23 protein-coding genes are annotated in these 25,677 nt (G+C 41.0%); 10 read left to right on the plus strand and 13 right to left on the minus strand.

Annotated features, from left to right (window positions below; translation table 11 throughout):
• Window positions 1–146: 146 nt before the first annotated feature.
• Both AC2VOY_RS12670 and AC2VOY_RS12675 read right to left on the minus strand, forming a co-directional pair.
• Window positions 147–1,595: a GGDEF domain-containing protein gene (locus tag AC2VOY_RS12670; protein ID WP_491833971.1), complete on the minus strand. Its 1,449-nt coding sequence runs from the start codon at window positions 1,593–1,595 to the stop codon at window positions 147–149.
• Window positions 1,596–1,623: 28 nt separating this feature from the next.
• Window positions 1,624–4,089 carry a sensor domain-containing protein gene (locus AC2VOY_RS12675; RefSeq protein ID WP_491833972.1) on the minus strand — a complete coding sequence of 822 codons (2,466 nt, stop codon included), beginning with the start codon at window positions 4,087–4,089 and terminating at the stop codon, window positions 1,624–1,626.
• 252 nt (window positions 4,090–4,341) lie between these two features.
• Here AC2VOY_RS12675 and AC2VOY_RS12680 point away from each other — a divergent pair, with 252 nt between their 5' ends.
• Both AC2VOY_RS12680 and dbpA read left to right on the plus strand, forming a co-directional pair.
• Entirely contained in the window at window positions 4,342–4,569 is a 228-nt protein-coding gene (locus AC2VOY_RS12680; protein WP_491833973.1) for a glutaredoxin family protein, read from the plus strand.
• 46 nt (window positions 4,570–4,615) lie between these two features.
• Entirely contained in the window at window positions 4,616–6,004 is a 1,389-nt protein-coding gene (gene dbpA, locus AC2VOY_RS12685) for an ATP-dependent RNA helicase DbpA (RefSeq protein WP_491833974.1), read from the plus strand.
• 150 nt (window positions 6,005–6,154) lie between these two features.
• Here dbpA and AC2VOY_RS12690 read toward each other — a convergent pair whose 3' ends face one another.
• The 5 genes from AC2VOY_RS12690 to AC2VOY_RS12710 form a co-directional block, all read right to left on the minus strand.
• Window positions 6,155–6,277 (minus strand): hypothetical protein, encoded by a 123-nt coding sequence (locus AC2VOY_RS12690; RefSeq protein WP_491833975.1) that lies wholly within the window; start codon window positions 6,275–6,277, stop codon window positions 6,155–6,157.
• A 198-nt stretch (window positions 6,278–6,475) separates the two neighbouring features.
• The gene (locus AC2VOY_RS12695) at window positions 6,476–7,843 is read right to left on the minus strand and encodes an L-serine ammonia-lyase (protein ID WP_491833976.1); all 1,368 of its coding nucleotides are present in this window, start codon (window positions 7,841–7,843) and stop codon (window positions 6,476–6,478) included.
• 15 nt (window positions 7,844–7,858) lie between these two features.
• Entirely contained in the window at window positions 7,859–8,446 is a 588-nt protein-coding gene (locus AC2VOY_RS12700) for an MltR family transcriptional regulator (RefSeq protein ID WP_491833977.1), read from the minus strand.
• Window positions 8,447–8,569: 123 nt separating this feature from the next.
• The gene (locus AC2VOY_RS12705) at window positions 8,570–9,718 is read right to left on the minus strand and encodes a mannitol-1-phosphate 5-dehydrogenase (protein WP_491833978.1); all 1,149 of its coding nucleotides are present in this window, start codon (window positions 9,716–9,718) and stop codon (window positions 8,570–8,572) included.
• A gap of 108 nt (window positions 9,719–9,826) precedes the next feature.
• Window positions 9,827–11,725: a PTS mannitol transporter subunit IICBA gene (locus AC2VOY_RS12710; protein ID WP_491833979.1), complete on the minus strand. Its 1,899-nt coding sequence runs from the start codon at window positions 11,723–11,725 to the stop codon at window positions 9,827–9,829.
• 781 nt (window positions 11,726–12,506) lie between these two features.
• On the opposite strand from AC2VOY_RS12710, the gene AC2VOY_RS12715 reads away from it, so the two are divergent.
• The 3 genes from AC2VOY_RS12715 to AC2VOY_RS12725 all read left to right on the plus strand — a co-directional run bounded on the left by AC2VOY_RS12715 (window position 12,507) and on the right by AC2VOY_RS12725 (window position 15,529).
• Window positions 12,507–13,325 carry a DUF445 family protein gene (locus AC2VOY_RS12715; RefSeq protein WP_491833980.1) on the plus strand — a complete coding sequence of 273 codons (819 nt, stop codon included), beginning with the start codon at window positions 12,507–12,509 and terminating at the stop codon, window positions 13,323–13,325.
• A gap of 176 nt (window positions 13,326–13,501) precedes the next feature.
• Complete coding sequence (gene ppk2 / locus AC2VOY_RS12720; protein ID WP_491833981.1) at window positions 13,502–14,401, plus strand: polyphosphate kinase 2; 900 nt, start codon at window positions 13,502–13,504, stop codon at window positions 14,399–14,401.
• Between the two features lie 120 nt (window positions 14,402–14,521).
• Window positions 14,522–15,529, plus strand: a complete 1,008-nt coding sequence (locus AC2VOY_RS12725; protein WP_491833982.1) for a substrate-binding domain-containing protein — start codon at window positions 14,522–14,524, stop codon at window positions 15,527–15,529.
• Between the two features lie 97 nt (window positions 15,530–15,626).
• Here AC2VOY_RS12725 and galK read toward each other — a convergent pair whose 3' ends face one another.
• The 3 genes from galK to AC2VOY_RS12740 all read right to left on the minus strand — a co-directional run bounded on the left by galK (window position 15,627) and on the right by AC2VOY_RS12740 (window position 18,330).
• Entirely contained in the window at window positions 15,627–16,808 is a 1,182-nt protein-coding gene (galK, locus tag AC2VOY_RS12730) for a galactokinase (protein WP_491834135.1), read from the minus strand.
• Window positions 16,809–16,855: 47 nt separating this feature from the next.
• Window positions 16,856–17,947: a UDP-glucose--hexose-1-phosphate uridylyltransferase gene (locus tag AC2VOY_RS12735; RefSeq protein WP_491834136.1), complete on the minus strand. Its 1,092-nt coding sequence runs from the start codon at window positions 17,945–17,947 to the stop codon at window positions 16,856–16,858.
• A 257-nt stretch (window positions 17,948–18,204) separates the two neighbouring features.
• Complete coding sequence (locus tag AC2VOY_RS12740) at window positions 18,205–18,330, minus strand: hypothetical protein (RefSeq protein WP_491833983.1); 126 nt, start codon at window positions 18,328–18,330, stop codon at window positions 18,205–18,207.
• Between the two features lie 295 nt (window positions 18,331–18,625).
• Here AC2VOY_RS12740 and AC2VOY_RS12745 point away from each other — a divergent pair, with 295 nt between their 5' ends.
• Entirely contained in the window at window positions 18,626–19,270 is a 645-nt protein-coding gene (locus AC2VOY_RS12745; RefSeq protein WP_491833984.1) for a recombinase family protein, read from the plus strand.
• Between the two features lie 124 nt (window positions 19,271–19,394).
• On the plus strand, window positions 19,395–20,273 hold the full coding sequence (locus AC2VOY_RS12750; RefSeq protein WP_491833985.1) for a siderophore-interacting protein: 879 nt from the start codon (window positions 19,395–19,397) through the stop codon (window positions 20,271–20,273).
• Window positions 20,274–20,376: 103 nt separating this feature from the next.
• Here AC2VOY_RS12750 and AC2VOY_RS12755 read toward each other — a convergent pair whose 3' ends face one another.
• Complete coding sequence (locus AC2VOY_RS12755) at window positions 20,377–20,760, minus strand: DUF2799 domain-containing protein (RefSeq protein ID WP_491833986.1); 384 nt, start codon at window positions 20,758–20,760, stop codon at window positions 20,377–20,379.
• A 256-nt stretch (window positions 20,761–21,016) separates the two neighbouring features.
• On the opposite strand from AC2VOY_RS12755, the gene AC2VOY_RS12760 reads away from it, so the two are divergent.
• The gene (locus AC2VOY_RS12760) at window positions 21,017–21,487 is read left to right on the plus strand and encodes a NanQ anomerase/TabA/YiaL family protein (RefSeq protein WP_491833987.1); all 471 of its coding nucleotides are present in this window, start codon (window positions 21,017–21,019) and stop codon (window positions 21,485–21,487) included.
• A gap of 172 nt (window positions 21,488–21,659) precedes the next feature.
• Here AC2VOY_RS12760 and AC2VOY_RS12765 read toward each other — a convergent pair whose 3' ends face one another.
• The gene (locus tag AC2VOY_RS12765; RefSeq protein ID WP_491833988.1) at window positions 21,660–23,537 is read right to left on the minus strand and encodes a DUF294 nucleotidyltransferase-like domain-containing protein; all 1,878 of its coding nucleotides are present in this window, start codon (window positions 23,535–23,537) and stop codon (window positions 21,660–21,662) included.
• Between the two features lie 54 nt (window positions 23,538–23,591).
• Window positions 23,592–24,389 carry a DNA-binding transcriptional regulator KdgR gene (kdgR, locus tag AC2VOY_RS12770; RefSeq protein ID WP_491833989.1) on the minus strand — a complete coding sequence of 266 codons (798 nt, stop codon included), beginning with the start codon at window positions 24,387–24,389 and terminating at the stop codon, window positions 23,592–23,594.
• Between the two features lie 324 nt (window positions 24,390–24,713).
• Between kdgR and AC2VOY_RS12775 the strand changes: the two genes are divergently transcribed.
• Both AC2VOY_RS12775 and AC2VOY_RS12780 read left to right on the plus strand, forming a co-directional pair.
• Window positions 24,714–25,241: a YgjV family protein gene (locus AC2VOY_RS12775; protein WP_491833990.1), complete on the plus strand. Its 528-nt coding sequence runs from the start codon at window positions 24,714–24,716 to the stop codon at window positions 25,239–25,241.
• A 45-nt stretch (window positions 25,242–25,286) separates the two neighbouring features.
• Window positions 25,287–25,613 (plus strand): cupin domain-containing protein, encoded by a 327-nt coding sequence (locus AC2VOY_RS12780; protein WP_491833991.1) that lies wholly within the window; start codon window positions 25,287–25,289, stop codon window positions 25,611–25,613.
• Window positions 25,614–25,677 lie beyond the last annotated feature (64 nt).

A 25,677-nucleotide genomic window follows, 5' to 3' on the forward strand; every position in this document is an offset into this window, starting at 1 on the left:
TAGATGCCTAAAAATCTAATATTTGTATGATAATTATAGAATTTAAAACCCATCAGATATAAAAAAAGCCCCTCTGATATCATCAGAAGAGCTTTAAATTCTTAGATTATAAAATAAAAGCTAATTCACTTTTATCCTACAAATTATCAATACACGACTTTATTCTTACCTGTTTGCTTCGCATGGTATAATTTAATGTCTGCTTTTTTGATCAGATCATTTAACTGCATAGTGTCCGTGCTAGTAATGGCTTCAACCCCTGCAGACACGGTAAATCCGTCGCTAACGATACGTGTTGATTTCTCTTCAATCTTTTTGCGTATCTTATCCAATACATTATAAAACACATGCAAGTTGGCGGTGTTAGCATACACAATAAACTCTTCGCCACCAAAGCGTGCGACACAATCGGTATTGCGCACAGATGACTTTAAGGTTTCAGCCATGAAAATGATCGCATTGTCGCCAACATCGTGGCCAAATTTATCATTAATCTTCTTGAAGTCATCAATATCAAAAATTGCCAAGACTTTATAATCTGCCGAAGCATCCTTTTTATATGCAACTTCCAAACCACGACGATTTAATAAACCAGTGAGCGGATCTTGCTTCGTTAAGATACGTAACTGTTCTTGGTTGCGGCGCATATCCCAAATCACAATAATAAAAAATAAACCAGCCAGAGAAATAAAGAGCACCCCAAGCAACACTGAGTTATCCTCGAAGAAATACTTCACTTCATCAAACAAGTTAAAATCGACATACAAGATATGATTCGAATCTAAGCCTTTCACCTGTAGCTGCTTGACTAAATAAGCATTATCAGGAATTTCAGATTCTTTCAACGACAAAATATGCACCGTGCGCAAGGAGCCTTGGTTTATCAGCTCATTGGTAAGGATATCCTTGACCACAACGCCCTGAAAAACATCATGATCAAACATGCCTTCGGTAATCGAAAGCGTACTATTACCTGAAATTTCATCTGTATATGGGCCACTTAATTTAATCCGCTGATCCCCATTTTTGGCGCTTAACCAATAACTACGCTTGCGCCATACATTACGCCAAGCTTGATATCTAATATGGTTAAAATTATCAACCCGTTCTAACGGCGCAGCCAACATATAGTCATGCACAGAGAAGAAATATAAGCCATAAACGTATTGATTTACTTGACTCATAAAGGCAAAAATAGGTGCAATGATTGTTTTCGCCTTCATGATTTTATTTTCAGGGGAGCCTTCCTGACACGCTTTATCTTCCCCTAATAAAATATAATAACGACTTGTATCTTGGTGATCGGCTAATTTATCCGGCACATAAGAACATAATCCATCCTTCATCTGAAAGCTTGGCAGGTTCGCTGTGGCGGCAAAATCTGGGTTATCGTAAACCAAGTTGAAGTTATATCTAAGTGACTCCAACAAGTTTACAGATTCAACCAAAGAGCTTGAGATCTGGTTATATTTAGCGCGAATAGAGTACTCCACCTCGCTGGTATATTTAAATAATACACCTATTGATGCTATTAAATAAAAACCAATAAAAACAAGCAACAAACGTCCTTTATTTACATTATTGCTATGATCCATGCTATATCCTTGTAGGTATATGTGCCAATTAAGCTTGCGCCTTTTGAAGAATAGTTTCTGTCTCTGAAACCGGCAGTGGGCGCCCAAGATAAAAACCTTGCGCATACCCACAACCAAAGCCAGACAAGGTATCTTGCTGTAATTTGGTTTCTATTCCTTCCACTACAACCTTAATTTGCATGCTATTTGCAAGCGCAACAATGGCTTTAACGATGTTGTTACTATCAGGGTTTTCAGGAATATCTAAAATAAACGAGCGATCAATTTTCAATTTATCAATCGGCAAGCCTTTTAAATATGACAAAGATGAATAGCCTGTACCAAAATCATCCAACGCAACACTCATCCCCAGATCGCGAATAGCTCTAAGCTGTTGATTAGCATGATCTGCATTGCTAAGTAACACACCTTCGGTGATCTCAACTTCAATATATTCAGGTGGCACACCGGTTTCTTCTAGCTTGGCTTTCAAACGCTTATAAAAATTACCTTGATGCAGCTGCATCGCCGATACATTCACCGCAATTCGCCCAAAATTATAACCCGCTTCGAGCCACGCCTTGGCTTGCAAACACGCAGTTTCAACAACCCAAGCGCCAATTTGTACAATGTAACCCGTTTCTTCTGCAACAGGAATAAAGTCTGCCGGAGAGACAAAGCCAAGTTCATCATTATTCCAACGAAGCAAAGCTTCAAAACCAGTCAGGCTATTATCAATCAAAGAAAACTGAGGTTGATACACAAGGTGAAATTCATTTTTCTCAATCGCTTCACGCAGCGCCATACGTATATTTAAATGCTTATTTGCGACACTGCTTAACTCATCATGATAAAACGCATAACTATTGCGTCCATTATCTTTGGCATCATGCAAGGCCGTATTGGCATGACGAATTAAGTCATCCAAGGTCTCGCCATCTTGCGGGTAGCAGGCTGCGCCAATGCTTGTCGTCAAGTGAACAAATTTAATGTCTTGTGCTAAGTGAAACGGTCTATAAAAAAGCTTTTGAATACGATAAATAAAATCTTCAATAGAGGCTTTGGTATCTTGCTCAGCGTCTATAGGTAATAAGAACAAAAACTCATTGCCACGCACGTGGGATAAAAAGATCTCTGACATATCATCACAGATACTCTTTAAACGCTCTCCAATTTGAATCAAAACTTGATCCGCATTTTGATAACCTAAAGTATCATTTAAATTTTTAAACTGATCGACATCCAGTAATATCATTGCAAATGATTGATTTGCAGCCGCGATCTTACGCTGCACTTCTTCAATCATGTAAGTGCGGTTTGGCAGCCCAGTTAATGAGTCAAAATAGGCAAGCTGATGTAGTTTTTTAGCTTGCATTTTTTCCGCGCTGATATTGGAGAAAATCGCAAAGTAGTTGCTGATCTCGCCATGCTGATTTTTCACCGTATTGATATTCACACGCTGTAAAAACTCTGAGCCATCGGTATGGCAATTAAGATATTCACCTTGCCAAACGCCTTCTTCATCTAACTGTGTCAGGATCTGCTGATAAAAGGCTTCATCGTACTCATGATTAATATAAAAATATGGTTTCTTACCGACCACATCTGCTTTCGCTAAGCCTGTGACCTTTTCATATGCTTGGTTCACATCAATTACAAGACGATTTTTATCTGTCAGCACCATAGCTTCTGAGCACGCATCAAAGGCCAATGAGATAAGGTTCATCTGCTCTAGAATTTTATTTTGACGAGTGATGTCAGAGCAAATTCCAATCAATCCAAGTAAATTGCCTTGAGCATCAAATATCGGCTTTTTATAAATATGAAAAACCTCAGCCTTATTTGTCATTTGGTTGATAATTTCATAATGCGGCGCTTGGTAGGTTTTATGTCGCGTCAGTACATATTCGTCCGAGGCTTGATAATCTTTCACATATTCATGTGCAAAAAGGCTGTCACTCTTTGAGCCAATGATGTCCTCTACAGACATGTTTTGACGCTCAGCAAAGGCCTGATTACAAAATGTATAATAGCCTTTTGCATCTTTCATCCAAACCAAAGCATCCACTAAATCTAAGGCATGTGTCTTAAACTTGTCTTGCTCAAACAAAGCATCGGCTTGGTTCATGATGTCATGCACTTCAAGATCGCTGTGAATCGTCTCGCAGAGACACTCAAGCATCATTTGAACATAGGTAACTAACGATCGCGTCGTGCTGTAAGTCACCACAAGGCAAAAGTCATAATGGTCTTTAATATGATAAAAATCGAAAGTTTGATGTGAATCTTGATAAGAATGACGCGTGCGCTTATGTTTTCCGAATGCTGCGCGTTGGGTGCTAATCTCGAATGTATCACCGCAGATATGCGTCGTTGTGATAGTGTCAGACAAGCGTGATGAAGCCGATTCAGGGGCCAAGTTGAGATCTTGGATCTGAATCAGTTGTAATTTGTATGTTAGTGAATCCCTTAACTTATAAAATAATCCTTCCCATTTATCGACTGGTAATTGCATTACTTCCACTTGAACTGATAAACAAAAATATTTTAGCTGACCATTATAGGCTAGTTTTGCATTTTCAACTAATTATTTTGCCATCTAAATAAAATAATTATTACTATATTTATCAATGCATTATCTTATTAGTTAATTTTTATTATGTTTCATTGATGCGTATCAAGGTTTGTTTTCGCTGCGAAATCGACGCATTTATCTAGATTTATGCTAAAATATGCCGCTCTCTTTTCACTCTCTAAAGGTCATAATATGAAACGTGTTGTCCTTTATGTGGCAGACAAATGCCCACATTGCAAAGCCGCTAAAGCTTACCTAGACTCAAAGGGGATTAAATATCGCCTCTGTAATGCCAAAATGCAGCGCGGTCGAAAAGAACTTGAAGCCATAGGCGCACGTAGCGTGCCTGTGCTAAAAATTGGCGATCGCATGATGGCAGGCTGGAACGCTGCAAATTTCGATAAAATTTATCGCAGCTGATCGCTCGCAATTAAACGATTGTTTTTATTATAAAAAGGTACACCATTTGACAACTTCTTTAGACTTTCACGCCTTATCGCTGCAACCTGAGTTGGTTGATAACTTAACTCAGCTTGGCTATGAAAAAATGACACCAATTCAAGCGGCGTCGCTGCCACTTATGCTTGCAGGCAAAGATGTGATCGGCCAAGGTAAAACTGGCTCAGGTAAAACTGCAGCATTTGGCCTCGCGCTGCTTGCGAACTTAAATGTTAAGCGTTTTCGCGTGCAATCTTTGGTGCTTTGCCCTACCCGTGAACTGGCTGATCAAGTTGCCAAAGAAATCCGTAAACTGGCGCGTAGCATCCACAATATCAAGGTATTAACCTTATGTGGCGGCATGCCATTTGGTCCACAAATTGGCTCACTTGAGCATGGCGCGCATATTTTAGTTGGCACCCCGGGGCGTATTTTGGATCACCTTGATAAAGGTCGCATTGATTTATCTGAGCTGAATACTTTGGTTTTGGATGAAGCCGATCGCATGCTCGAAATGGGCTTTCAAGATGCCTTAGATGCCATCATTGATGCCGCGCCAAGCCAGCGTCAAACCTTACTATTTAGTGCAACCTTCCCACCACAAATTGCGCAAGTAGCAAGCAAAATTATGCAAAGCCCTGAGCAAGTTAAAGTGGAAAGTACGCACCAAGAAAGCAAAATCAAGCAAGCTTTTTATAAAGTCGAAGGCTTTAATGCACGTATTGATGCAACCTGCCGTTTGCTTTTAACCCACGAACCAGAATCAAGCGTGATCTTTTGTAATACCAAGCGTGAAACACAAGAAGTGGCAGACACACTTGAAGATTATGGCTTTGATGTGATGGCGCTGCACGGTGATATGGAACAAAGAGAGCGTGATCAAGCCTTGATCAAGTTTGCCAACAAAAGTGTTTCGATTTTAGTCGCAACCGATGTTGCCGCGCGTGGTCTTGATGTTGAAAACCTAGATGCGGTGATTAACTTTGAACTGGCACGTGATCCTGAAGTTCATGTGCACCGTATTGGTCGTACCGGTCGCGCAGATAAAAAAGGTAATGCGTTTAGCTTCTTTGGTGACAGAGAACAATATAAAGTAGCGCAAATTGATGAGTATATGGATATTGCAATTGCAGCAACTGAGTTGCCAAGCCAAGATATTCTCAAAACACCCGCCTTTGATGCAAAAATGGCGACCATTCAAATCGATGGCGGCAAAAAGCAAAAAGTTCGCCCTGGTGATATTCTTGGCGCGCTAACAGGTGGCGATAATGCACTGTCTGGCAGTCAAGTGGGTAAGATTAATCTTTCAGATGTGCGCGCTTATGTGGCGGTTGATCGTAACCTTGCGAAACAAGCACTGAAAAAGATTTCAAATGGCAAAATGAAAGGTAAAACTTTCCGCGCACGTATCATGTAACGCTGCACTGATAGTCTTGCTAGACTAAATAATATCTGTAGAACAAAAAACAGCTATAAAAAATGCCCTTGGGATCAACTTAACGATCACAAGGGCATTTTTGTATCGACTTGCATCTGTGTTAGGCACCGTCTTAGCTGCAACAACCTATTACGAGAAGTTTAATATTCCCAAAGAGGCAAGTAAGATCAGTTTCAAGCGCCCCTTCCAAGACGTTGGAATTTCCACAATTTGCATTGAGTCTTGCGTTTTTGATTGATTTAAAACATCCATGTTTTTTCCCTTTCATCCATAATGTGCATTCAAAAACCATAAAATCCATATGGTATATAAAGATAATACACAAAATCAGAGAGATAAACTTAGACTTTTAAAACAAACTTACAAATTATGTGCATTTATCCATAGTTTTATTACAAAAACTTGAGCTTACACATGCGTATTGGTGCTTAATCTGTTTTTTAAGTGAATTTACTCACACGGCGGTGCAAGATGAATCATCGCCAAGCCGCCAAGTGAGGTTTCACGATATTTCATATTCATATCCTTGCCCGTTTGCAGCATGGTCTCAATCACCTTATCAAGTGAGATTAGCGTCTTGCTGGTACGTTTAAGCGCCATACGAGAGGCATTAATCGCCTTCATTGCGCCCATCGCATTGCGCTCAATGCACGGCACTTGGACTAAGCCGCCAATTGGATCGCAAGTCATGCCAAGCGAGTGCTCCATCGCAATCTCAGCAGCAATACACATTTGCTCATTGCTGCCGCCAAGGAGCGAGGTTAAACCTGCTGCTGCCATCGATGACGAGACGCCAATCTCCCCTTGGCAACCCACTTCTGCCCCTGAAATTGAGGCATTCATTTTATACAGCATGCCAATCGCGCCCGACACGGCAAAGAAATCTAACAGCTGTTTATTATCAAGCTCACGAATAAACTTGTGATAATACATCAGCACAGCTGGGATCACCCCTGCTGCGCCATTGGTTGGCGAAGTGACCACTTGCCCACCGGCAGCGTTTTCTTCACTCACGGCAAAGGCGAACAGGTTGACCCAATCCAATAAACCTAGTGGATCTTGACCTAGGCTTTGATTCGCTTCGAGCATTTTAAGTAGCGCAGGCGCGCGACGTGGCACACGTAAACCGCCTTCAAGCAAACCTTCGGTTTCAAAACCGCGCTGCATGCACAAAGACATAACTTTCCAAATTTGCGCCACTTTTTGCTCAGTTTCGGCGTTTGAGCGAATGCAAGATTCATTGGCAAGCACGAGCGCTTTTAAACTCAGGCCATCACCTTCTGCCATTTTTAATAAGGACTCGGCGCTATTAAAAGCATACGGCACATTGACTTTGAGTGTTTTGGTGCCATTTTCAAGCTCATCCGCAGTGGCCACAAAGCCGCCACCAATTGAGTAATAAGTCTCTGAAAATAAGCAAGTCTCGCCATCAAAAGCACGGATCATCATGCCATTTTCATGCAAAGGTAAGCTGCTTTGATGAAACACAATGTCAGACTCAGGCGCAAAGGCAATTTCTTTCTCGCCATTGAGCAAAAGTTTATGCTCGGTTTTCACTTGCTCAAGCGCCATTTTGGCACTATTCATCTTGATATTATCAGGGCGATTGCCAAGCAGGCCTAAAATCACAGCGCGATCGGTGTGGTGACCTTTACCTGTCAGCGACAACGAGCCATATAAATCCACTTGCACGCGATTGGTCTTTGCAATAAAAGGCGCTAAAGCCTGAGCAAAGTCAAAGCTTGCAATCATTGGGCCATTGGTGTGCGAGCTAGATGGGCCAACGCCAATTTTAAAAATATCAAAAATAGATAACATCTGGATATATCCTTGTTAAAAAGGGCTCTCTTTATCAAGAGCCTTGCATAACTCGATCATAGCAAGGGATAGACCAGATTTCAGCATATTTTGCTGTCGTTCACGCTGCATTTGGTAGAAAGCCATGTCTTCTTCGGGATCGGCTTGGATAACTGGCGAGAGGTAAGCGTAGGATTGCATATAAGATATTTTTTGGATTTGCTCTAAAATTGCCGCATCACTAAATTGATAATCCACGGCTTCATTATTTAAAAAACTTTTGATAGCTAGAATTTGTTCGATGTCGTGGTAGACATCACTTGGTAAAGCGCCGAGGCCAAATAAAAGTTTTAACCGTACCGAGAGATCGCCAAGTGGCCCACTTTGTTGGAGTAAGGGGCCAACAACGGACTGCACGGCAAAGTCATCTTTTAAAAAGATCCGTGAAATTAATATATCTATCGCTTGAGTGATGATTTCAACCGAGGTTAAGAAAAAACCACGCACCGTTTGTGCTTCATTAAGCAGCTCGAGAGCTTGGTTCTCATCTAATTCTAGGTTGGCAACATGAGTAGAGTGAGACGCAGGCGAATTATTTTTATAAGTAAAAGCTTTATGATCCATACATCCTCAATGGCAAAAAGGTAAAAAGCAGTTATGTATTGCACCACTTTTTACCTTATCTTCTATAAAACACTAACTTAGGCTAGTGAATGGGGCAATAACCTCATTTTTTGTTTGCTCATTCTAATCTAATTCGTGATAGATTTCTTCTACTCGCGCAAGTTCTGGGCCATTTTCATCCAAACCTGTGTATTTTGCGAGGCTTGGTATTAATCCTTCAGCTGCAATCGCCTCTTGAAGCTCACACGCTTGCTCATCATCAGCGTTTTGATAATGACATGCCGCCGCAATACCTTTTAATAGCATATCGTTTTCAAGGCCATATTCCATAGTGCCAAGAAGTGGTTTCACTAAACGATCTTGCGCGCCAAGTTTACGTAGCGGCTGACGGCCAACACGGTCAACTTCATCACGTAGATATGGGTTAGCGAAACGAGTCAGGATTTTTTGAATATAAGCCGCGTGCGCATCTTTATCAAAACCGTAACGCTCAATCAGCACTGCGCCGCTTTGCTCCATCGCTTGGGTCACTTGTGCTTTTAGGCTCTCATCAGCAATCGCATCGCCAATGGTTTCAAAACCATCAAGGTTGCCTAGATAAGCTGTGATGCAGTGACCTGTGTTGAGCGTGAAGAGTTTACGCTCAACAAACGCCATCAGGTTATCGGTTTGCTCCATGCCTGGGATATTTGGGATCTCGCCTTTAAATTGAGTCTTATCAACAATCCACTCGCTAAAGCTTTCAACTGTTACTTCAAGTGGGTTGGTTTGACCTTCTGGCGCTGGCGGCACGATGCGATCCACTGCTGAATCCACAAAACCAATATTTGCATCGGCAAATGCTTGCTCTGCTTCATTTAAATGCGCATACACATGGCCTTTAAGCTGAGTGGTGCCGCGCACCATGTTTTCACATGCAATGATATTGAGCGGCGCTTGATTGTTTGCCTCAAAGCGCTTTTGAATGCCTTGAGCTATAGTGCCAGAGATGATTTTAAGCACATTTGGTCCAACTGCTGTGGTCACAAGATCTGTCTGTGCAATCAAGTCAATCAGCTTCTCATCCATAGAGTGGATGCCGGTAACCCCGGTGACGGTTTCAGTTACTTTGCTTTCGCCAACAATGTAAACTGGATAGCTTTGCTCGCTGACGAGTAGGTCAATCATCTTTTGATCAACGTCGGCAAATGTCACAGCAATACCAGCATCTGCAAGAAGTTTACCAATAAAACCGCGACCAATGTTACCTGCGCCAAAATGAACTGCTTTCATCTTATTTTCCTTATTTAAACTTAAAAATTTTAACTGCTTATTCTTAAATCAATTGTATTTCTTAAATACACAAGGGAGACAAACTTGCCTCCCCTGTGTTTGGCTCAATTAGCCTAGAATTTCCAACACTTCTTCCACACTTGTGGTTGTTTTTAAGCGCTCGATGGCGGTGTCATCATCCAGTGCGTTGGTGATGCTTGTGATCACTTGGATGTGCTCATCATTCTTCGCTGCAATACCAATCACGATGTGCGCGAGTTCATCTTCATCTTCGATAAAGTCAACGCCAGCAGGGTATTGGCAAATCACGATACCTGTTTGTTTTACTTTGTCTTTGGCTTCGATGGTGCCGTGTGGGACTGCAATCGACTCACCAAGATAAGTTGGAACAAGTTTTTCACGCTCAAACATTGCATCGACATAAGCATCTTCAACATAGCCAAGGCTCACAAGTTGCTCACCGGCAAAGCGAATCGCTTGTTCTTTGTTATCCGCAGCGCAGCCAAGGAAAACGTTTTTCGCTTCAATCTTGAACACATTTGCAGGCGCTTCTTCTGCTTGTTGTGGGTCAGCGACTGGCGCTGGTTCACTTGTTTGCTCAGTTGGTGCCTTGCCAGCTTGTGCTTGTTGCAATTTCTCTACTAGGCTTTCATATAAAGCGCCATCTAAGAAGTTTGTCAGTGACAAGTGCTGCGCGCCTGGGACGACTGATTTTGCACGGTCAGTTAAGTCTTTATGCGTCACCACAATGTCGACATCTTGCGGCAAGTTGTTAATCGCAAGGTTGGTCACAGAGATATCTAGACCCGCGCCTTGAACTTTCTTGCGTAGAAGACCTGCGCCCATCGCACTTGAACCCATACCTGCGTCACATGCAACAATGATGTTCGTCACTTTTGAGTAATCAAGCTCACCTAGGTCAACTTTTTTACCTTTCATCGCACTTGATTGAGCTTGCGCTTTTTCAAGGCTGTCGTCTTCTTCAACTTGCTTTTGCGTTTTCATCAAGATGGCAGCGACTGTGAATGAAACAGCAGTTGCAGCAATGATAGCTAAAATCACACCAATGATTGATGACTTCGGCGTAAGTAGCAAGATAGCAAAGATAGAGCCCGGTGATGCTGGTGAAACAATACCTGCGTTAAAGAGTGTTAGCGTAAACACACCTGTCATGCCACCTGCAATTACAGCAAGAAGTAGACGTGGGTTCATCAGGATATATGGGAAATAAATCTCATGGATACCACCGAAGAAGTGAATGATTGACGCACCACCAGCGGTTTGTTTCGCTGTTCCTTTACCAAACACAACATAAGCAAGCAAGACGCCAAGACCAGGACCTGGGTTCGCTTCAATCAAGAAGAAGATAGATTGACCTAGCTCATTTGATTGTTGGATACCAAGTGGCGAGAAAATACCGTGGTTAATCGCATTATTTAAGAAAAGGATTTTCGCAGGTTCAACAAAGATAGATGTTAGCGGCAATAGATTTGCAGCAACTAGTCCATTTACGCCCGCAGCAAGAGTTTGAGATAATACTTTAACCATAGGGCCAAATAGGTAGAAAGATAGGATCGCTAAGATCATACCGATAATACCTGCAGAGAAGTTATTGACTAACATCTCAAAGCCGCTTTTGATCTTACCATCAACAGCTTGGTCAAATTTCTTGATTGCGTAGCCGCCAAGTGGGCCAACCATCATAGCGCCCATGAACATTGGAATGTCAGTACCGACAATCACGCCCATCGTTGTAATTGCGCCAACCACTGCGCCACGTTCACCGGCAACAAGCTTACCACCTGTATAACCGATAAGAAGTGGTAATAAATAAGTCACCATAGGGCCAACCAATTGTGCTAAGCCTTCATTTGGCAGCCAGCCGGTTGGAATAAATAGAGCGGTAATAAAGCCCCAAGCGATAAATGCGCCTATGTTAGGCATCACCATATTCGACAAGAAGCGTCCAAAGTTTTGGATTTTAATTTTTGCATCAGGTGAGATCATGATACGTCCTTCATCAACTTTCGTTTCAACTGTTAACTCGAGCTAACTTCACTCGATTCGGGTAATGGCAAGCTTTATACGCCATCTGGTATGCTTAATAAGCTAACACAAAGCCGACAAAACACATCCTAGCGGCCATTTAATCGATTGCGATCACATAAATTGAACGTTAAAATAAACTAATAGTGATCATGATCACATTTATTGCATGAAATTATATTTCAAAATGATACTTTTTATTTTGTCAAAAATTTTTAAGTGATTAACATCACAATTACATAAATACTACTTAAAAATATTTTGTGATATGGATCACCTTTTAAATACTTATCAAAAAAATCAAGTTAACTTAAGTGACATACATCACGCTTTTGCATTTATTTCACTAATTGAATTAAATTGCACTCAATTTTAGATTTTTTCTGAAATAAAACTACGCTTTTCTAGTGAATTATTTTGCTATTCAAAAATAATACTTCAGGGTGAGAATTGGCAATAAAAGCGCTCAAAAAAAACCAAAGACCATTGTAATGCTAGGTATATCAAGGGCTGCGCGCCACAAAGCATAGCTTAAATAAAAATCTTCTCGCCGTGACATACCATCGATTGCCACGATCAGGAAAGAATAAACCTCTGCGTGAAACTTGCATCTTAAGCGCTAAAGATTAAAATCCTTCTGTTTTCTCTTTCTACAAATATTTCCCCGCTATATATAGTTAAACTCATAGGCAATACAGCTTTGAGATCAAAATATAGCGACATCACATTTAAAGGTAAGTAAATGAACAAAAGTCTTGTTACCAATCTGGTTGCATTAATCGCTCTTGCAGTTGGCTATGCAATGGATAATCAAGTCATTTTATATGCAGGCTTATTTGCTTTTTCAGGGGCGATCACCAATGCATTGGCGATTCATATGCTGTTTGAAAAAGTGCCAGGTCTTTACGGCTCTGGCGTGATTCAAGATAGATTTGAATCAATTAAACTGTCGATTAAAGATCTAATGATGGCGCAGTTTTTTACCGCTGAGAATATTCAAAACTTCTTACAAGGTAAAACGCCGCCTCTTGATGAAAACGCGAAACAAAATGATGCCCTGGCGCCAATGACAATTAGCGATGTGGCAGCAAGTCAAGCGCAAGAAACGCAGCACTCGCCTGACGAGAAATCACACGCTGCGCCAGCCTTTGATTTCACCCCAGTAATGGATCAAATCGACTTTAATCAAACCTATGATTCATTAGTAGATGTGATTAATAACTCGCAATTTGGTGGCATGCTGGCGATGTTTGGTGGTAGCGAAGCGTTAGAGCCGCTCAAAGCGCCCTTTATTGAAAAGATTAAAGCCAATATGCTTGAGCTGAGCCATAAACCAAGTGTGCAACAAGCAATCCAAGCTCAACTGGCGGGCGAAGCCGTGTCAGATAAATTGGAGCAAAAAATCGAACAAATGATTGAAGCGCGTTTGAATGAACTCACGCCTCAAATGGTCAAAGAAATGGTGCAAAAGATGATCAAAGCGCACCTTGGCTGGCTTGTGGTTTGGGGCGGTGTCTTTGGCGGCTTGATCGGCGTCCTCTCGGCGCTTATCGCTAACTAATCGCTACTCGCTTTAACCCAATAAAAAGCTTACTTTATAAAGCGCATAAATTTCACCCTAGGCAGAAATCCTCCTAAGCTGTGATAATTTATGCGCTTTTTTATTTTAAATCGGGTAAAGTAAAAATATCGCTTAAAAATCAAACAGACTTTCTGGCACTAAATAAGGATATTTATATGAGTGAGAAGCAACAAAACGAAGCCCAAGAGCAACTTAGCAAGTTATGCAAAAAATTTCACAAGGCGATTCGCGATGAAGATCATGATTTAAAACTCTCGACGAAAGACAGTCTTGATCTGCTCCATGATGCCGGCACCTTTCCTTACCCGAAACGTATGGACACAGATGAGTACGAAGAAGATTTAGCCGAACTGCAAATCGAACTCGTCAAACTTCAAGCTTATTTATTAAGTACAGGTAAACGTTTGATGGTTATCTGTGAAGGTCGTGATGCTGCGGGCAAAGGCGGCGCTATTTCTCGCTTTACGCAATATTTAAACCCGCGCCATGCTCGTGTTGTTGCCCTGCCAAAACCAACCGACAGAGAACAAACTCAATGGTATTTCCAACGTTATATCAATCACTTCCCTGCTGCCGGTGAAATCGTATTTTTTGACCGTTCTTGGTATAACCGCGCCGGCGTTGAACGTGTGATGGGCTTTTGCTCCGACTCTGATCTGGCTAATTTTTACCAACAAGCCCCTGCCCTTGAAAGCATGCTGGTTGAATCTGATATTGTCTTGGTGAAATTCTGGTTTACGGTTGAACGCCTAGAGCAGTTGCGCCGCTTTCATGAGCGCATGACCAGCCCACTGAAACAATGGAAACTCAGCCCAATAGATGTCGAATCACTAGAAAAGTGGGATGATTACACACTCGCACGCGATGATATGTTTAAGTACACAGATAAAAAAAGCGCGCCTTGGGTGACAGTCAACTCAAATGATAAACGCCGTGCGCGCGTGCATTCCATTCGTTACTTACTGCAGCAATTTGACTATCCAAAGAAAAATAAAAAGCTGGTTGAGAAAATCGATAAAAACGTTATTTCTTGCGTGCATAAGCTAATTGAATAAGTTTTTTAGTTAAAAAGTGACAGAGAATTGACCTCTTTGCGTAAAATACACTCAATAAGACTAGGCGCAACGAGGTCTCTTAGTTAAAATAAGCCGATGTTTTTAAAATAAGTTCTCTCTATGGCCACTATCAAAGATGTAGCAAAAGAAGCCCAAGTCTCGATTGCAACGGTTTCACGTGTGATCAATAAATCCCCAAAAGCCAGTCAAGCGGCGATTGAGCGTGTGACCCTCGCGATGGCAAAACTAGGCTATCGCCCGAATGCCGCAGCCAAGGCCTTAGTCAGTCAGACCAGCCAGACCATCGGCGTCTTAGTTGGCGATGTGGCCGATCCCTTCTTTGGCAGCTTAATTAAAGCTGTCGATATTGAAGCTAAAAAGCATCAACGCCACCTTCTTATTGGCAATGGCCATCATGATAAAGATGAAGAAAAACAAGCCATTGAGCTATTAATCGAGCACAGATGTGATGCTTTAATCGTACATAGTAAAGCGCTTGATAACCAAACCTTGATTGACTTTGCGCAAGAACTTCCTGCTATGGTGCTGATCAATCGCTATATTCCTGAAATTGCTGAACGCTGCATCGCTTTAGATAATGAATATGGCAGTATGCTCGCGACAGAGCATTTAATTACGCTTGGGCATCAGAAAATTGGCTATATTTGCTCAAATCATGAGATTGAAGATGCGACCGAAAGACGTATAGGATTTGAAAAGCGTTGCCAAGACGCCAACATTGATTATCAGATCAGCTATGCAACACCGGATCAAATTGGTGGTGAAGTTGCAGCGCAAAACCTGCTTCAAGTATTTCCAGATTTAACTGCGATTGCTTGTTATAACGACGCCATGGCTGCCGGTGTTCTGGCTTACCTTGATGATCACGGCATGAGCGTGCCCGAAGATATTTCTCTGGTTGGTTTTGACTACGGCTTAATTGGTCAATACATTCGCCCAAAACTTACCAGCGTCGCCTACCCTATCGAAGAAATGGCAACCCAAGCGACTCAACTTGCTCTGGCTTTAAGTCATGGCGAAAGTCTTTCTACGAATACTCTAGTCAATGGCTTAACTAAGCCAAAACTTATCACTCAAGTCTCTACTCGCGCGTATAAAAGTAATTAGGTAAAAGTAAAAAACACCAAGCCAAAGGAGAGGGTGTGCTTGGTGTCAACGAAGAACTCGTCTAATTTTTGGGGTATCTTTTTCTAATTGCCAATACTTATGCTGGTACTTGGCACATATCAAGGCGCCCTGCACCGCTTTTGGCTTGGCATATATAAATGCTTTCTTTAAGGCCAGTTTGAGTAAAATAATTTGTTTCAATTGCTTGTGAAACCGCAGTCACTAAACTAGGCGGCACCAGTGCCACCACACAACCACCAAAGCCGCCACCTGTCATGCGTACGCCACCAGCCTGTCCAAGGACGTTATCAATAATCTCAACCAAAGCATCGACTTCTGGCGCTGTAATTTCAAAGTCATCTCGCATAGACAAGTGGGATGCTTTCATCAGTTGACTTAAGGTTTGAATATCTTGATTTTCTAACGCTTTGGCGGCATCTAATGTACGTTGGTTTTCCGTAATAATATGTTTCGCGCGTTTCGCTGTTATCGGATCTAAACCTTTGTATTTATCAAGAAACATCTCATAACTCACATCACGCAGCGCTTTGACACCAAAATATTTTGCAGCTTCTTCACATTGTTTACGGCGAGTATTGTATTCACTATCCACAAGACCGCGTTTTTTATTTGAGTTAATAATCATCACTACAAGATCATCTGGCATATTTACCGCATGAGTTTCCAAGCTTCGGCAATCAAGCAGCAAAGCATGTTGTGACTCACCACATGCTGAAATCATTTGATCCATAATGCCGCAGTTACAACCGACAAACTTGTTTTCCGCTTCTTGACCATATAATGCTATTTGGGCGCCATCCAAGTTGAGCCTAAACATATCATTGAGCATTTGACCAATCGCCACTTCAAGTGAAGCCGACGAGCTAAGTCCTGCGCCCTGCGGCACATTGCCACTCACTACTAAATCAAGCCCGCCAAGTAAATAGCCTTGATCAGCAAAGACTTTCACCACACCACGGATATAATTAGCCCACATGCAATCTGGATCAAATTCAATCGCTTGGCTAAGATCAAATTGATTTTCTTGATTATCAAAATCTGCAGCAATAACGCGGATAATGTTATCTGAGCGCTTACTGCAAGCCACTATGGTTTGATAATTAATCGCACAAGGCAACACAAAGCCGTCATTATAATCTGTATGCTCACCAATTAAATTTACCCGTCCAGGTGCTTGAAACATATCCGTTGGTACATAGCCAAAAACTTGCTCAAAGGTTTGACAAACTGTTTCACTTAAACTCAATTTTGTATTCATCATATTTATCTCATTATAATTTTTATCAAAGCGTTATTCGGTTGCAATTAAGCGCTAGGCTGCTGCTTATAATGCTGTTTGGGTAAATCTCTTAGACGCTGCGCCGCCTGCTCTGCAGTTAAATCTCTTTGGCTTTCAGCAAGCATTTCATACCCAACCATAAACTTTTTCACCGTCGCGCTACGCAAAAGCGGCGGGTAGAAAAGCGCGTGTAATTGCCAATATTGACAAGGATCATCCTGATGAGATGCTAATGATTGTTCTGGGTGGGTTTCGATAAATGGCGCATAATGCCAGCCCATTGAATAAGGGAAAGATGTCTCAAATAAATTATCATAAGCTGTCGTTAAAGCTTTTAAGGCAACAGCTAAATCAGCTTTGGCTGTTGGATTTAAGTCACTAAAACGCGCCGCTGCCATCTTAGGCAATAACATAGTTTCAAAAGGCCAAGCCGCCCAATACGGAACCAAGGCGACCCAATACTTTGTTTCAACCACAATCCGTTCACCAGACATCAGCTCTTTCTTGACATAATCAAGCAATAAATTGGTGCCATGTTCTTGATAATAAGCATGTAGATTTTTGTCTTTTCGCTCAATTTCATTCGGCAAAAAGTTATTCGCCCAGATTTGTCCATGTGGGTGCGGCTGTGAACAGCCCATCACTGCGCCTTTATTTTCAAACGCTTGCACCCAAATATAATCTTTAGAAAGTGCGTCAATTTGCTCAGCCCAAGCGTCCACCACAGTTTCAATTTGCGTGTACGATAATTCTGGCAAACTTTGGCTATGATCCGGGGAAAAACACAATACACGGCTCACTCCGCGCACGCTCATAGTTTGAAATAAAGGATCTTGAGTCTGCTTATCTAACGGTGTGTCAGGCAAGAGTGCGCCATGATCGTTTTGAAAAATAAAAGTCCCCTGATAATTGGGATTCTTTTCGCCAGAAACACGAGTATTACCTGCACATAAAAAGCAATCTTGATCATAGGATTTCGATTCTTCACAAGTTTTAGCTTCAGATGCCCCTTGCCAAGGACGCTTAGCTCGATGTGGCGACACTAAGATCCACTGCCCTGTTAGTGGATTAAAACGGCGATGAGGATCATTCTCTGCTTGAAATTTATTTACACTCACATCTGTCATACTCGTCCCTTTTAAACTCAGACTTACTCTTGATTGAGTGTATCCTAGCAAGAAGTTCGACTTAAAATCCGTGATAAAGATCACGCAGTGTAAACGTTTACACCGCTAGCTCAAAAAAAACCTAAACACTGTATCCATCAGCTTGTTTAAAGCCAATGGAGCGATCCCTAGTTTAGGTTTAGAGCATTGATACAATTTTGAGAATGAAGGCAAGTTTGACCTAGCCTAACGTTGAATAGATCTAAGGGTTAACCAAGAGCAAGGATTAAATTAACCACGCCGGTTGCAATCGAAAAGGTGATAAGGGCAGCAAAGATGACATCTAGATCAAAGATACTATTTGCAAGCGATTGAAACGAAAATTTAAAAGCCATGAGAATTCCTTTTAAGTCAAAGCTAAGAGAAAATTATTTGATCACAATATGTATAAGTATATTCAGTTTAATCCATGAAACGTGAACTAAATGTGAATATTTAACTAATCTGACCTCAAAACCTAAAAGTATTTCGATTTAACCCCAGATAAACTTACATTCTGTGAACCAGATCACCCTTAGTGTTAACAAGGTTATCAGAGAGTTAAAAATGATTGGACGAAACTAATATTTGACACATACCAAATGAACCTTTATTATTTAAGGACCATATCAAATGAACCAAAGGAAATTCATGTCACAGACTTATGCATATATTCGCCGCTCACCCAAAAACAAAGATCTTGAACGTCAAATTGAAGCCATTTCACATAGCTATCCAGACGTAAATTGGCTTGAAGATACGCAAATTCGTGGCTACGTTCCCTTTACTCAACGTCCTGCGTTTGAAGAGTATAAAGACAAATTTAAACCCGGCGATGTCGTTGTCGTTTGGTGGATTGATGCTCTCGGACATCACTTTGAAGCTTGTCATCAAGCTATTCTTTCCCTTCTTGCACTTGATGTCGAAGTGAAAACTATCTCTCAAAATTTAAGCTTTAAAAAAGATGATTTCACTACCAATGCACTACTTGCCATGCTCCAAGGTTTTGCTCAAAGTGAAACTCAAAAGCGGTTAAGTGCAGCTGAGCTTGCGCGTCATAAATTGCGTGAACATCCAGATAAGTGGCAAAAAAAATATCGAGGCAGGCCTAAGAATAAAGCTTTACACCAGCAAATTTTAAGCTTGTTATTAAGTGGCGAAACCTTACACAGTACTGCGCAACAAACCCAAGCGAGCCTTTCTACTGTGAAACGCGTCAAAGCTAAAATCACGCATATGAAAGAAATAGGACAAGATCCGAAGCAACTGCTTGTCGCATGCGAATCTGAAGATTAACCCAGAGTCGAATGCTTTCGACCGAGCTTAGCAAAAATAAGTCTCACTTGATAAAAAATAAATGCGAATCACTCTCAAAAGTGTTTTAATCTATACCCAAGTGATTTCAAGATGAAGGAACAAAATGATGTCTAACCAAGCCACTGCGCCAAAAGAAGGCCCACAAGGCAAAGCCTTAGCACCCAAAAAATTGATCGTCAAAAAAGTTGAAGATCGCTCTGCTAGTATTCGCCGAATTTGGTTTGATTTAAGCCAAGTGGATGATGCCGCGCAAGATTGGGCTGGGCGTTATATCAAGTTGCTGTTTACCCCAGAAGGGAGCACAGACATCTCACCTTTAATTGCTCAAGGCGAAGCAAAACTTTGTCAAAAACGAACCTATACCTTAGCCGCGCTCGATACTAAAACAAAAGTCTGTGCAATTGATTTTGTATTACATGTGAGCCATGCAAATGAAATCATGACGCCCGAAACTGGCGGTTATGGTGCGCAGTTTGCGTTAAATGCAGCTCCAGGTGACGAGATTTACTTTGGTGGCCCCGGCACACTCAAGCCATTTGAGACTCAAGATAAATTCTTTTTGATGTTTGCCGATCTCACTGCCGTGCCGGCTTTGGTGCATCAAGTTTCTTTACTCGGTGATAACCCACAAGGCTATGTGATCATCAGTATTTTGGATGACTCAGACAAGCAACATGCCGCAGAGAGTTTAAATCTGCCGCAAGGTTTAGAGCTAAAATATGTGCAAGACCCAAGTGCAACTCAATTTGCAAGCCAAATAAAAGAAATGAATCTAGCACTCCCTGAGGCACAAAAACTAGCAGTCTGGTGTGCATGCGAATTTAGTCAAATGCGCGCCATCCGCGATCTTTGTCGTGGCATTGAAGATTTTAATTTACGTGGCCATTATTTCAGCAGTTATTGGAAAACTGGATTGACGGAAGATGGTCATAAAGTAGTAAAACGCGCTGATGCGGCTGAGCTTGAAAATCAACAAGCTTAGGTTTTAAGTCGATTCCTTGTCATGCTATAAATTAAAAGCAGACCCAATAAAAAAGAGCACGTAGAGAATGAAGATCCTACGTGCTCTATTTTTTTATATTTAGTTATTCATAGAAGAATAAGAAAGTATATTCTTCATAACCGCGTTTCCACTCAGCTTTGAAATCTTCTTCATTTGCTAAGCCTTCACATTGGCCAACATAATTACGGCCTTCTACACCATATTTGTATGCCTTGTCTGTTTGACAATATTCCACTTGGCCTTGCTTATATCCTTGAACATATTCAGCATATTCAGTATCTGAAATTGGATGATTGGGCATCATTGCATTGAGGTCAGCTTTGCTCATGAGCATCACACCATCAAGCGCACAGTGTTGACCAACTTCATTCCAAGGCTTCATTGTTTTATTTTGGTTTGCAATATCCGTATGCGAACAACCAAACATAAACACTGAAGATAAAATTATAGGCAAAAGTTTTTTCATAGTCCTTCCTTCTTCTAGATTTTATCAAATAATATAAACACACAAGTACTTGGTTACGATTCATACTAGCAACAAAGATATGGTCTTTCTGGTAACCCACGCATAAAAAGTAAAAATAGTTATCAAATTGTTAATGAATTTTGACTTGAATCACATGTGAATACTTCGCTTGGATTGATTATAAATAAAGAAATAATACAAAATCTGGCGTAAACTACTGGCGTGAATAAACACCATAATATAAAAAGGAAAAATTATGATTTTCGGAAGTTTAAATAATATCAAAGCGGCCACTCTTCCAAAAGTAATGCAAGATATTCTACAAAAGCACACACAAGATCTTGACGCACTGAAAGCGCTTGAAAATGGTCTTTATAAAGAAGATGGTTATTTTTATATTGTCGATACGCCGATGACAGAGCCCGCAGATGAGCGTCGCGCAGAATTCCACCACAAGCATATCGACATTCAATTATTGCTTGAAGGTGAAGAAATCATGGAAGCGGATATTAGCGCGCCAGATATGGATAACCTTTACTCTGCAAGCGAAGAAAAAGACTTATTCTTCGTCAATGAAATGGACAGTCGCACACAAGTTTATTTACGTGCTGGTGATTTTGTAACCTTCTATCCAAAAGAAGTGCATAAGCCACTTTGCGCGGTAGGTGAAGTTTCAAAGTTGAAAAAAGTCGTTTTCAAAATCCCTGCAAGTTTATTAGAAGACTAATCCTTCGATAAGGTTTATTTAGACTCAAATAATATAAAAATACCCCTTCACTCTCGCTGGTGAGGGGTATTTTTTATCCATCTAAATAAGAGCAAGCCGCTATATTTTTACCCGCTCATTCTTTTAAGTGCCCTATTTATCTCTGGGAATATAATACACTTAAAGTATCACATCACTTCAAGTATCTAAGCTTTGCCACATCTTGCATTTGCGCGATAATCTTAAAGGCTTCTTTTAAGTGCTTACGTTCAAAGCTGCTAAAATCATTTGGATTAATATTATTATTTGGCTCATGACCTTCTTTTAAGGCTTTGGCTTGGTGATTAAAACGTACTTGACTTAAAAATCTTAGCGCGCCAATAATATTTTCACAGCTATCAACCGACATCTTGCCATGCTCAGTAGCAAAACGGAATCGCTCTTCTGTGCCAGTTAAACTGCCGCCCGCAGACAAGCTGAAAATACGCGCTAAATCAATAATTAAGTTTAGAGCATACTTCTTGATATTTAAGGTTTTACTATTTTGACCTTCTTTTTCAAGCACTAAGCTATTAAAAATGCCAAGCGGTGGCTGAGTTGCAATCGCATCCCTTGCCAGCGAAGATAGGAAATAAGGGTGATTATGGATTTCTTGGTGCAAACTTTTATTTAGCTCATCCACTAGCTCAAGATTGCCATGGATCCCACGCACTTCTAAGAACACACTAATGTTTAATAAACGGCCATATTCAGGGCTCTGCACCCATTTGTGATAATATTCTTTCCAACGGCTTAACGGCTGACACCATTTTGGCGTCGCTGCCATGTATTTCCCAGTACACAAAGGATAGCCACAGGCATCTAGGCCGCTGCATACTCGCATTGCTAAGTGTTTGAAATATAGCATATCTTCAGGTTTTGCATCATCACTTAAAACAATTGCATTGTCTTGATCTGAAAGCATATGCACTTCATTGCGGGCATGCGAACCCGCCACAATCCACGCATACTCACAAGGCGGCGGCCCAAGCACTTCTTCAGCAAATTTTATCAAGCGACGGTTGAAGGCATCCATGATCATCGACATCACTTTGCACTGAACCTCACTGCTCATGCCTGATTCAACCAAAGCCATAAAAATCGCTTCACGTTCATCTTTTAAGGCAGCAAGAGATTTCACTGAATCGGCATATTTAATTTTTTCAATCAAAAAGAGCGCTTGAGTTCTATGATTATGCACGAGATGCGACGTGGTCAAAAGGCCGACAACTTCACCATGATTCACCACAGGTAAACAGCGAATATTGTATTCAAGCATAATCGATACAGCTTGATAAACGCGATCGCCCGCTTGGATCACTTGCGGGTTTTTAGTCATCACAGTTTCGATCGGACTTAAAATCGGCACACCATCACTGACGACGCTGCGGGTCATGTCTCTATCTGTCACTAGGCCGACAATTTTACCGTCTGCCATCACCACAGCGCAGGAACTACACACTTGCAAACTTGCGCCTGGAAACTTACCAGACATTTTTTGCGCCACACTTTGAATCGAATCGCTTCTATCAGCAATGACAATCGCAGTACTGGCAACTTCTGAGACTTTACGGTTAAAAATGCCCTTTTCTTCACGCTTGGCAGCCGCAGCAGCTGTTGTTAAGCGCGCTGAAGCCGATGAAAAATAATCTGAAAACTCAGGGAATTTATTTAAGATATCTTTAACTTGCTGATAAGGGACTAAGTATAAAAGACTGTCTTCAACCGCGTGCGCTTGATAGCCATCTTCAATATTTTTTAGTGGTGTAAAGAAGGTAAAACCAAATTGGTCTTCGACCCCAAGGCGCGAACGTAATTCACCATTTTGCAAACGCTGCTCAATGACGCCCTTTCGGATCAAATACAAATTAGGCTTGCGGCATAGCGAATCAAGGCTTATCACTTCACCTTTTGCGAGCGTCTCTACCTCAACATTTTCAGCAATTTGTTCCACGATTTCAGTGGGCAACTTGTCGAAAGGATCAAGCTGAATCAAGAAGTTGTAGATATGTGACCTTGATGAAGTGTCCATAAGCATTCCTTACTAATTATTTCACTATAATATATTGGATTAGCTAAGCGCTATTTAATTATTTTGGTTACCACCTGGGTATTGGTGATAGCCTAATTCTGTTGATATTTTAGCGCAGGCAGTTTGCAATAAATCTACATAATATGCTTTACGCTTTTCATCAAATCGAATGGTTGGCAAAGAGATCGACAAACCGGCGATCACATGACCAAATCTATCGTACACTGGCGCTGCAATACAGCGTAAGCCGGTTTCTTGTTCTTCATTATCTTCGGCAAAGTGTTGATTACGGACAAGTTCAAGTTCACCCAATAACTGGTCAACATTTTCCAGCGTGCGGTTGGTGTGTTTCACAAATTCCACATCAGCTAAGACTTCACGAACAAAGCTTTCATCACGCTCTGCCAATAAAACTTTACCAATCGCTGTACTATAAAGTGGGTTACGACGGCCAATTCGCGACTGCATACGCAAGTTATAGCCTGAATCAATTTTATGGATATAGATGATAGCATTTTCATCCAGTGAGCCTAAATGCAAAGCTTCATTGGTTTGCTGAGAAATATATTGCATCTCTTTATCCGCAAGCGCGACCAAATCAACATACTCAAGCGAGTGAGAACCAAGCTCAAAAAGCTTTAATGTCAGTGAATATTTATCATCTTCACCTTCTTGCGAGACATAACCTAAAGTTTTCATGGTTTGTAAAAAGCGATAAGTCGTTGCTTTAGACATCATCAGACGTTGCGACAACTCTGATACCCCAATCGCTTTTTGCTCCGCTAAAGCCTGCAGAATGTTAAATACTTTTAAAACCGAAGAAACGGCTTCCGGCTGTGTTGTTTTTTCCATCTTATCCCTCTTTGATACAGCAAAAATATGCGAAATATGTGATGTCTATCTAATTTGTATCTGAATTTTATTTTTTGCAAGACAAACACTTCTTTCTTTTGTATTATTTAATACAAGATGTGCTGTTTTATATTATACACAGCTAGGGAGATGCTTCCAGTTTTTATAAAATTGAATTTCATTATTTTGAAACCACTCCCAGTTCAACTCAGCACGCGAACAAACAGACAAAAACACACAAAATAAACCACCGTTTTAAAAACTTTACATTCGCGTTTATTTTTTGTTTAATAGCAGGATAAGCAATCATCAATCGAGGTGGATATGCTGCTTCAATCTGGTCTTGAGTTCGACCTTGCACAAGCTTTAGGTTTTGTCAGCTTTGCATTGGGAATTTCGACGTTTTTTCAAAAAAATGATCGCCGTTTAAAAATAGTTATGCTGATTTATAACGCGAATCATTTTGTACACTTTTTACTGTTAGGCTCACTGACCTCGGCTGCGAGTACAGCATTATCAGCTATCCGGACAGCGAGTTCAATTTACACATCGTCAAAATATGTTTGTGCTGTATTTATTTTGGCTGGTATCGCTTTGGGCGGTTATCTAGCTGAAGGGCCATGGGATCTGTTGCCAATTCTTGGCGCATGTATCGGCTCCTATGCTGTATTCATGCTTGAAGGGATCAAGATGCGACTGGCGTTTTTAGCTGGCGCAATGTGTTGGTGTTTGAATAACTATATTGTTGGTTCAATCGGGGGCTTCATGCTCGAATCAACTCTAATTTGTGTAAATATTTCAACTATTTACCGATTATACCGAGAGAATAAAAGACAAATTACAGTCAGTTAGATATTTAATCTGCAATACACTAGCTTTTAAGCGAAGGAGAACACAATGTTTGTATATAATAAAGACGTTAAACTAGAAGATCTAGGTGATGGTGTTTCACGTAAGATTATGGCTTACAGTGAAAACGTAATGTCTGTAGAAGTATACTTTGAAGAAGGTGCTGTTGGCGCACTACACAGCCACCCACATGAGCAAATCACTTATGTGCTATCTGGTGAGTTTGAGTTCACAATTGGTGACGAAACTAAAATCGTAAAAGCTGGCGACGCACTATACAAAGAGCCAAACATTGTTCACGGCTGTGTATGTACAAAGAAAGGTGTTCTACTTGACACATTCACGCCAATGCGTAAAGACTTCGTTGAAGCTTAATTGATATTTAGTTGCCCTTAATCTTCTAGGGTATAGCTATATCTTTTTATAAATCAAGCAGGTA

This window comes from Vibrio sp. KMM 9700, from assembly GCF_058545285.1.

What these genes read in the sequence shown, in the direction of transcription:
- AC2VOY_RS12710 (WP_491833979.1), bottom strand. Translation starts at nt 11,725, where the DNA reads ATGATCTCACCTGATGCAAAAATTAAAATCCAAAACTTTGGACGCTTC.
- kdgR (WP_491833989.1), bottom strand. Translation starts at nt 24,389, where the DNA reads ATGGAAAAAACAACACAGCCGGAAGCCGTTTCTTCGGTTTTAAAAGTA.
- AC2VOY_RS12745 (WP_491833984.1), top strand. Translation starts at nt 18,626, where the DNA reads ATGTCACAGACTTATGCATATATTCGCCGCTCACCCAAAAACAAAGAT.
- AC2VOY_RS12715 (WP_491833980.1), top strand. Translation starts at nt 12,507, where the DNA reads ATGAACAAAAGTCTTGTTACCAATCTGGTTGCATTAATCGCTCTTGCA.
- AC2VOY_RS12780 (WP_491833991.1), top strand. Translation starts at nt 25,287, where the DNA reads ATGTTTGTATATAATAAAGACGTTAAACTAGAAGATCTAGGTGATGGT.
- AC2VOY_RS12670 (WP_491833971.1), bottom strand. Translation starts at nt 1,595, where the DNA reads ATGGATCATAGCAATAATGTAAATAAAGGACGTTTGTTGCTTGTTTTT.
- AC2VOY_RS12765 (WP_491833988.1), bottom strand. Translation starts at nt 23,537, where the DNA reads ATGGACACTTCATCAAGGTCACATATCTACAACTTCTTGATTCAGCTT.
- AC2VOY_RS12750 (WP_491833985.1), top strand. Translation starts at nt 19,395, where the DNA reads ATGATGTCTAACCAAGCCACTGCGCCAAAAGAAGGCCCACAAGGCAAA.
- AC2VOY_RS12760 (WP_491833987.1), top strand. Translation starts at nt 21,017, where the DNA reads ATGATTTTCGGAAGTTTAAATAATATCAAAGCGGCCACTCTTCCAAAA.
- AC2VOY_RS12740 (WP_491833983.1), bottom strand. Translation starts at nt 18,330, where the DNA reads ATGGCTTTTAAATTTTCGTTTCAATCGCTTGCAAATAGTATCTTTGAT.
- AC2VOY_RS12755 (WP_491833986.1), bottom strand. Translation starts at nt 20,760, where the DNA reads ATGAAAAAACTTTTGCCTATAATTTTATCTTCAGTGTTTATGTTTGGT.
- AC2VOY_RS12725 (WP_491833982.1), top strand. Translation starts at nt 14,522, where the DNA reads ATGGCCACTATCAAAGATGTAGCAAAAGAAGCCCAAGTCTCGATTGCA.
- AC2VOY_RS12775 (WP_491833990.1), top strand. Translation starts at nt 24,714, where the DNA reads ATGCTGCTTCAATCTGGTCTTGAGTTCGACCTTGCACAAGCTTTAGGT.
- AC2VOY_RS12675 (WP_491833972.1), bottom strand. Translation starts at nt 4,089, where the DNA reads ATGCAATTACCAGTCGATAAATGGGAAGGATTATTTTATAAGTTAAGG.
- AC2VOY_RS12690 (WP_491833975.1), bottom strand. Translation starts at nt 6,277, where the DNA reads ATGGATGTTTTAAATCAATCAAAAACGCAAGACTCAATGCAAATTGTG.
- ppk2 (WP_491833981.1), top strand. Translation starts at nt 13,502, where the DNA reads ATGAGTGAGAAGCAACAAAACGAAGCCCAAGAGCAACTTAGCAAGTTA.
- AC2VOY_RS12680 (WP_491833973.1), top strand. Translation starts at nt 4,342, where the DNA reads ATGAAACGTGTTGTCCTTTATGTGGCAGACAAATGCCCACATTGCAAA.
- AC2VOY_RS12700 (WP_491833977.1), bottom strand. Translation starts at nt 8,446, where the DNA reads ATGGATCATAAAGCTTTTACTTATAAAAATAATTCGCCTGCGTCTCAC.
- AC2VOY_RS12705 (WP_491833978.1), bottom strand. Translation starts at nt 9,718, where the DNA reads ATGAAAGCAGTTCATTTTGGCGCAGGTAACATTGGTCGCGGTTTTATT.
- AC2VOY_RS12695 (WP_491833976.1), bottom strand. Translation starts at nt 7,843, where the DNA reads ATGTTATCTATTTTTGATATTTTTAAAATTGGCGTTGGCCCATCTAGC.
- galK (WP_491834135.1), bottom strand. Translation starts at nt 16,808, where the DNA reads ATGAATACAAAATTGAGTTTAAGTGAAACAGTTTGTCAAACCTTTGAG.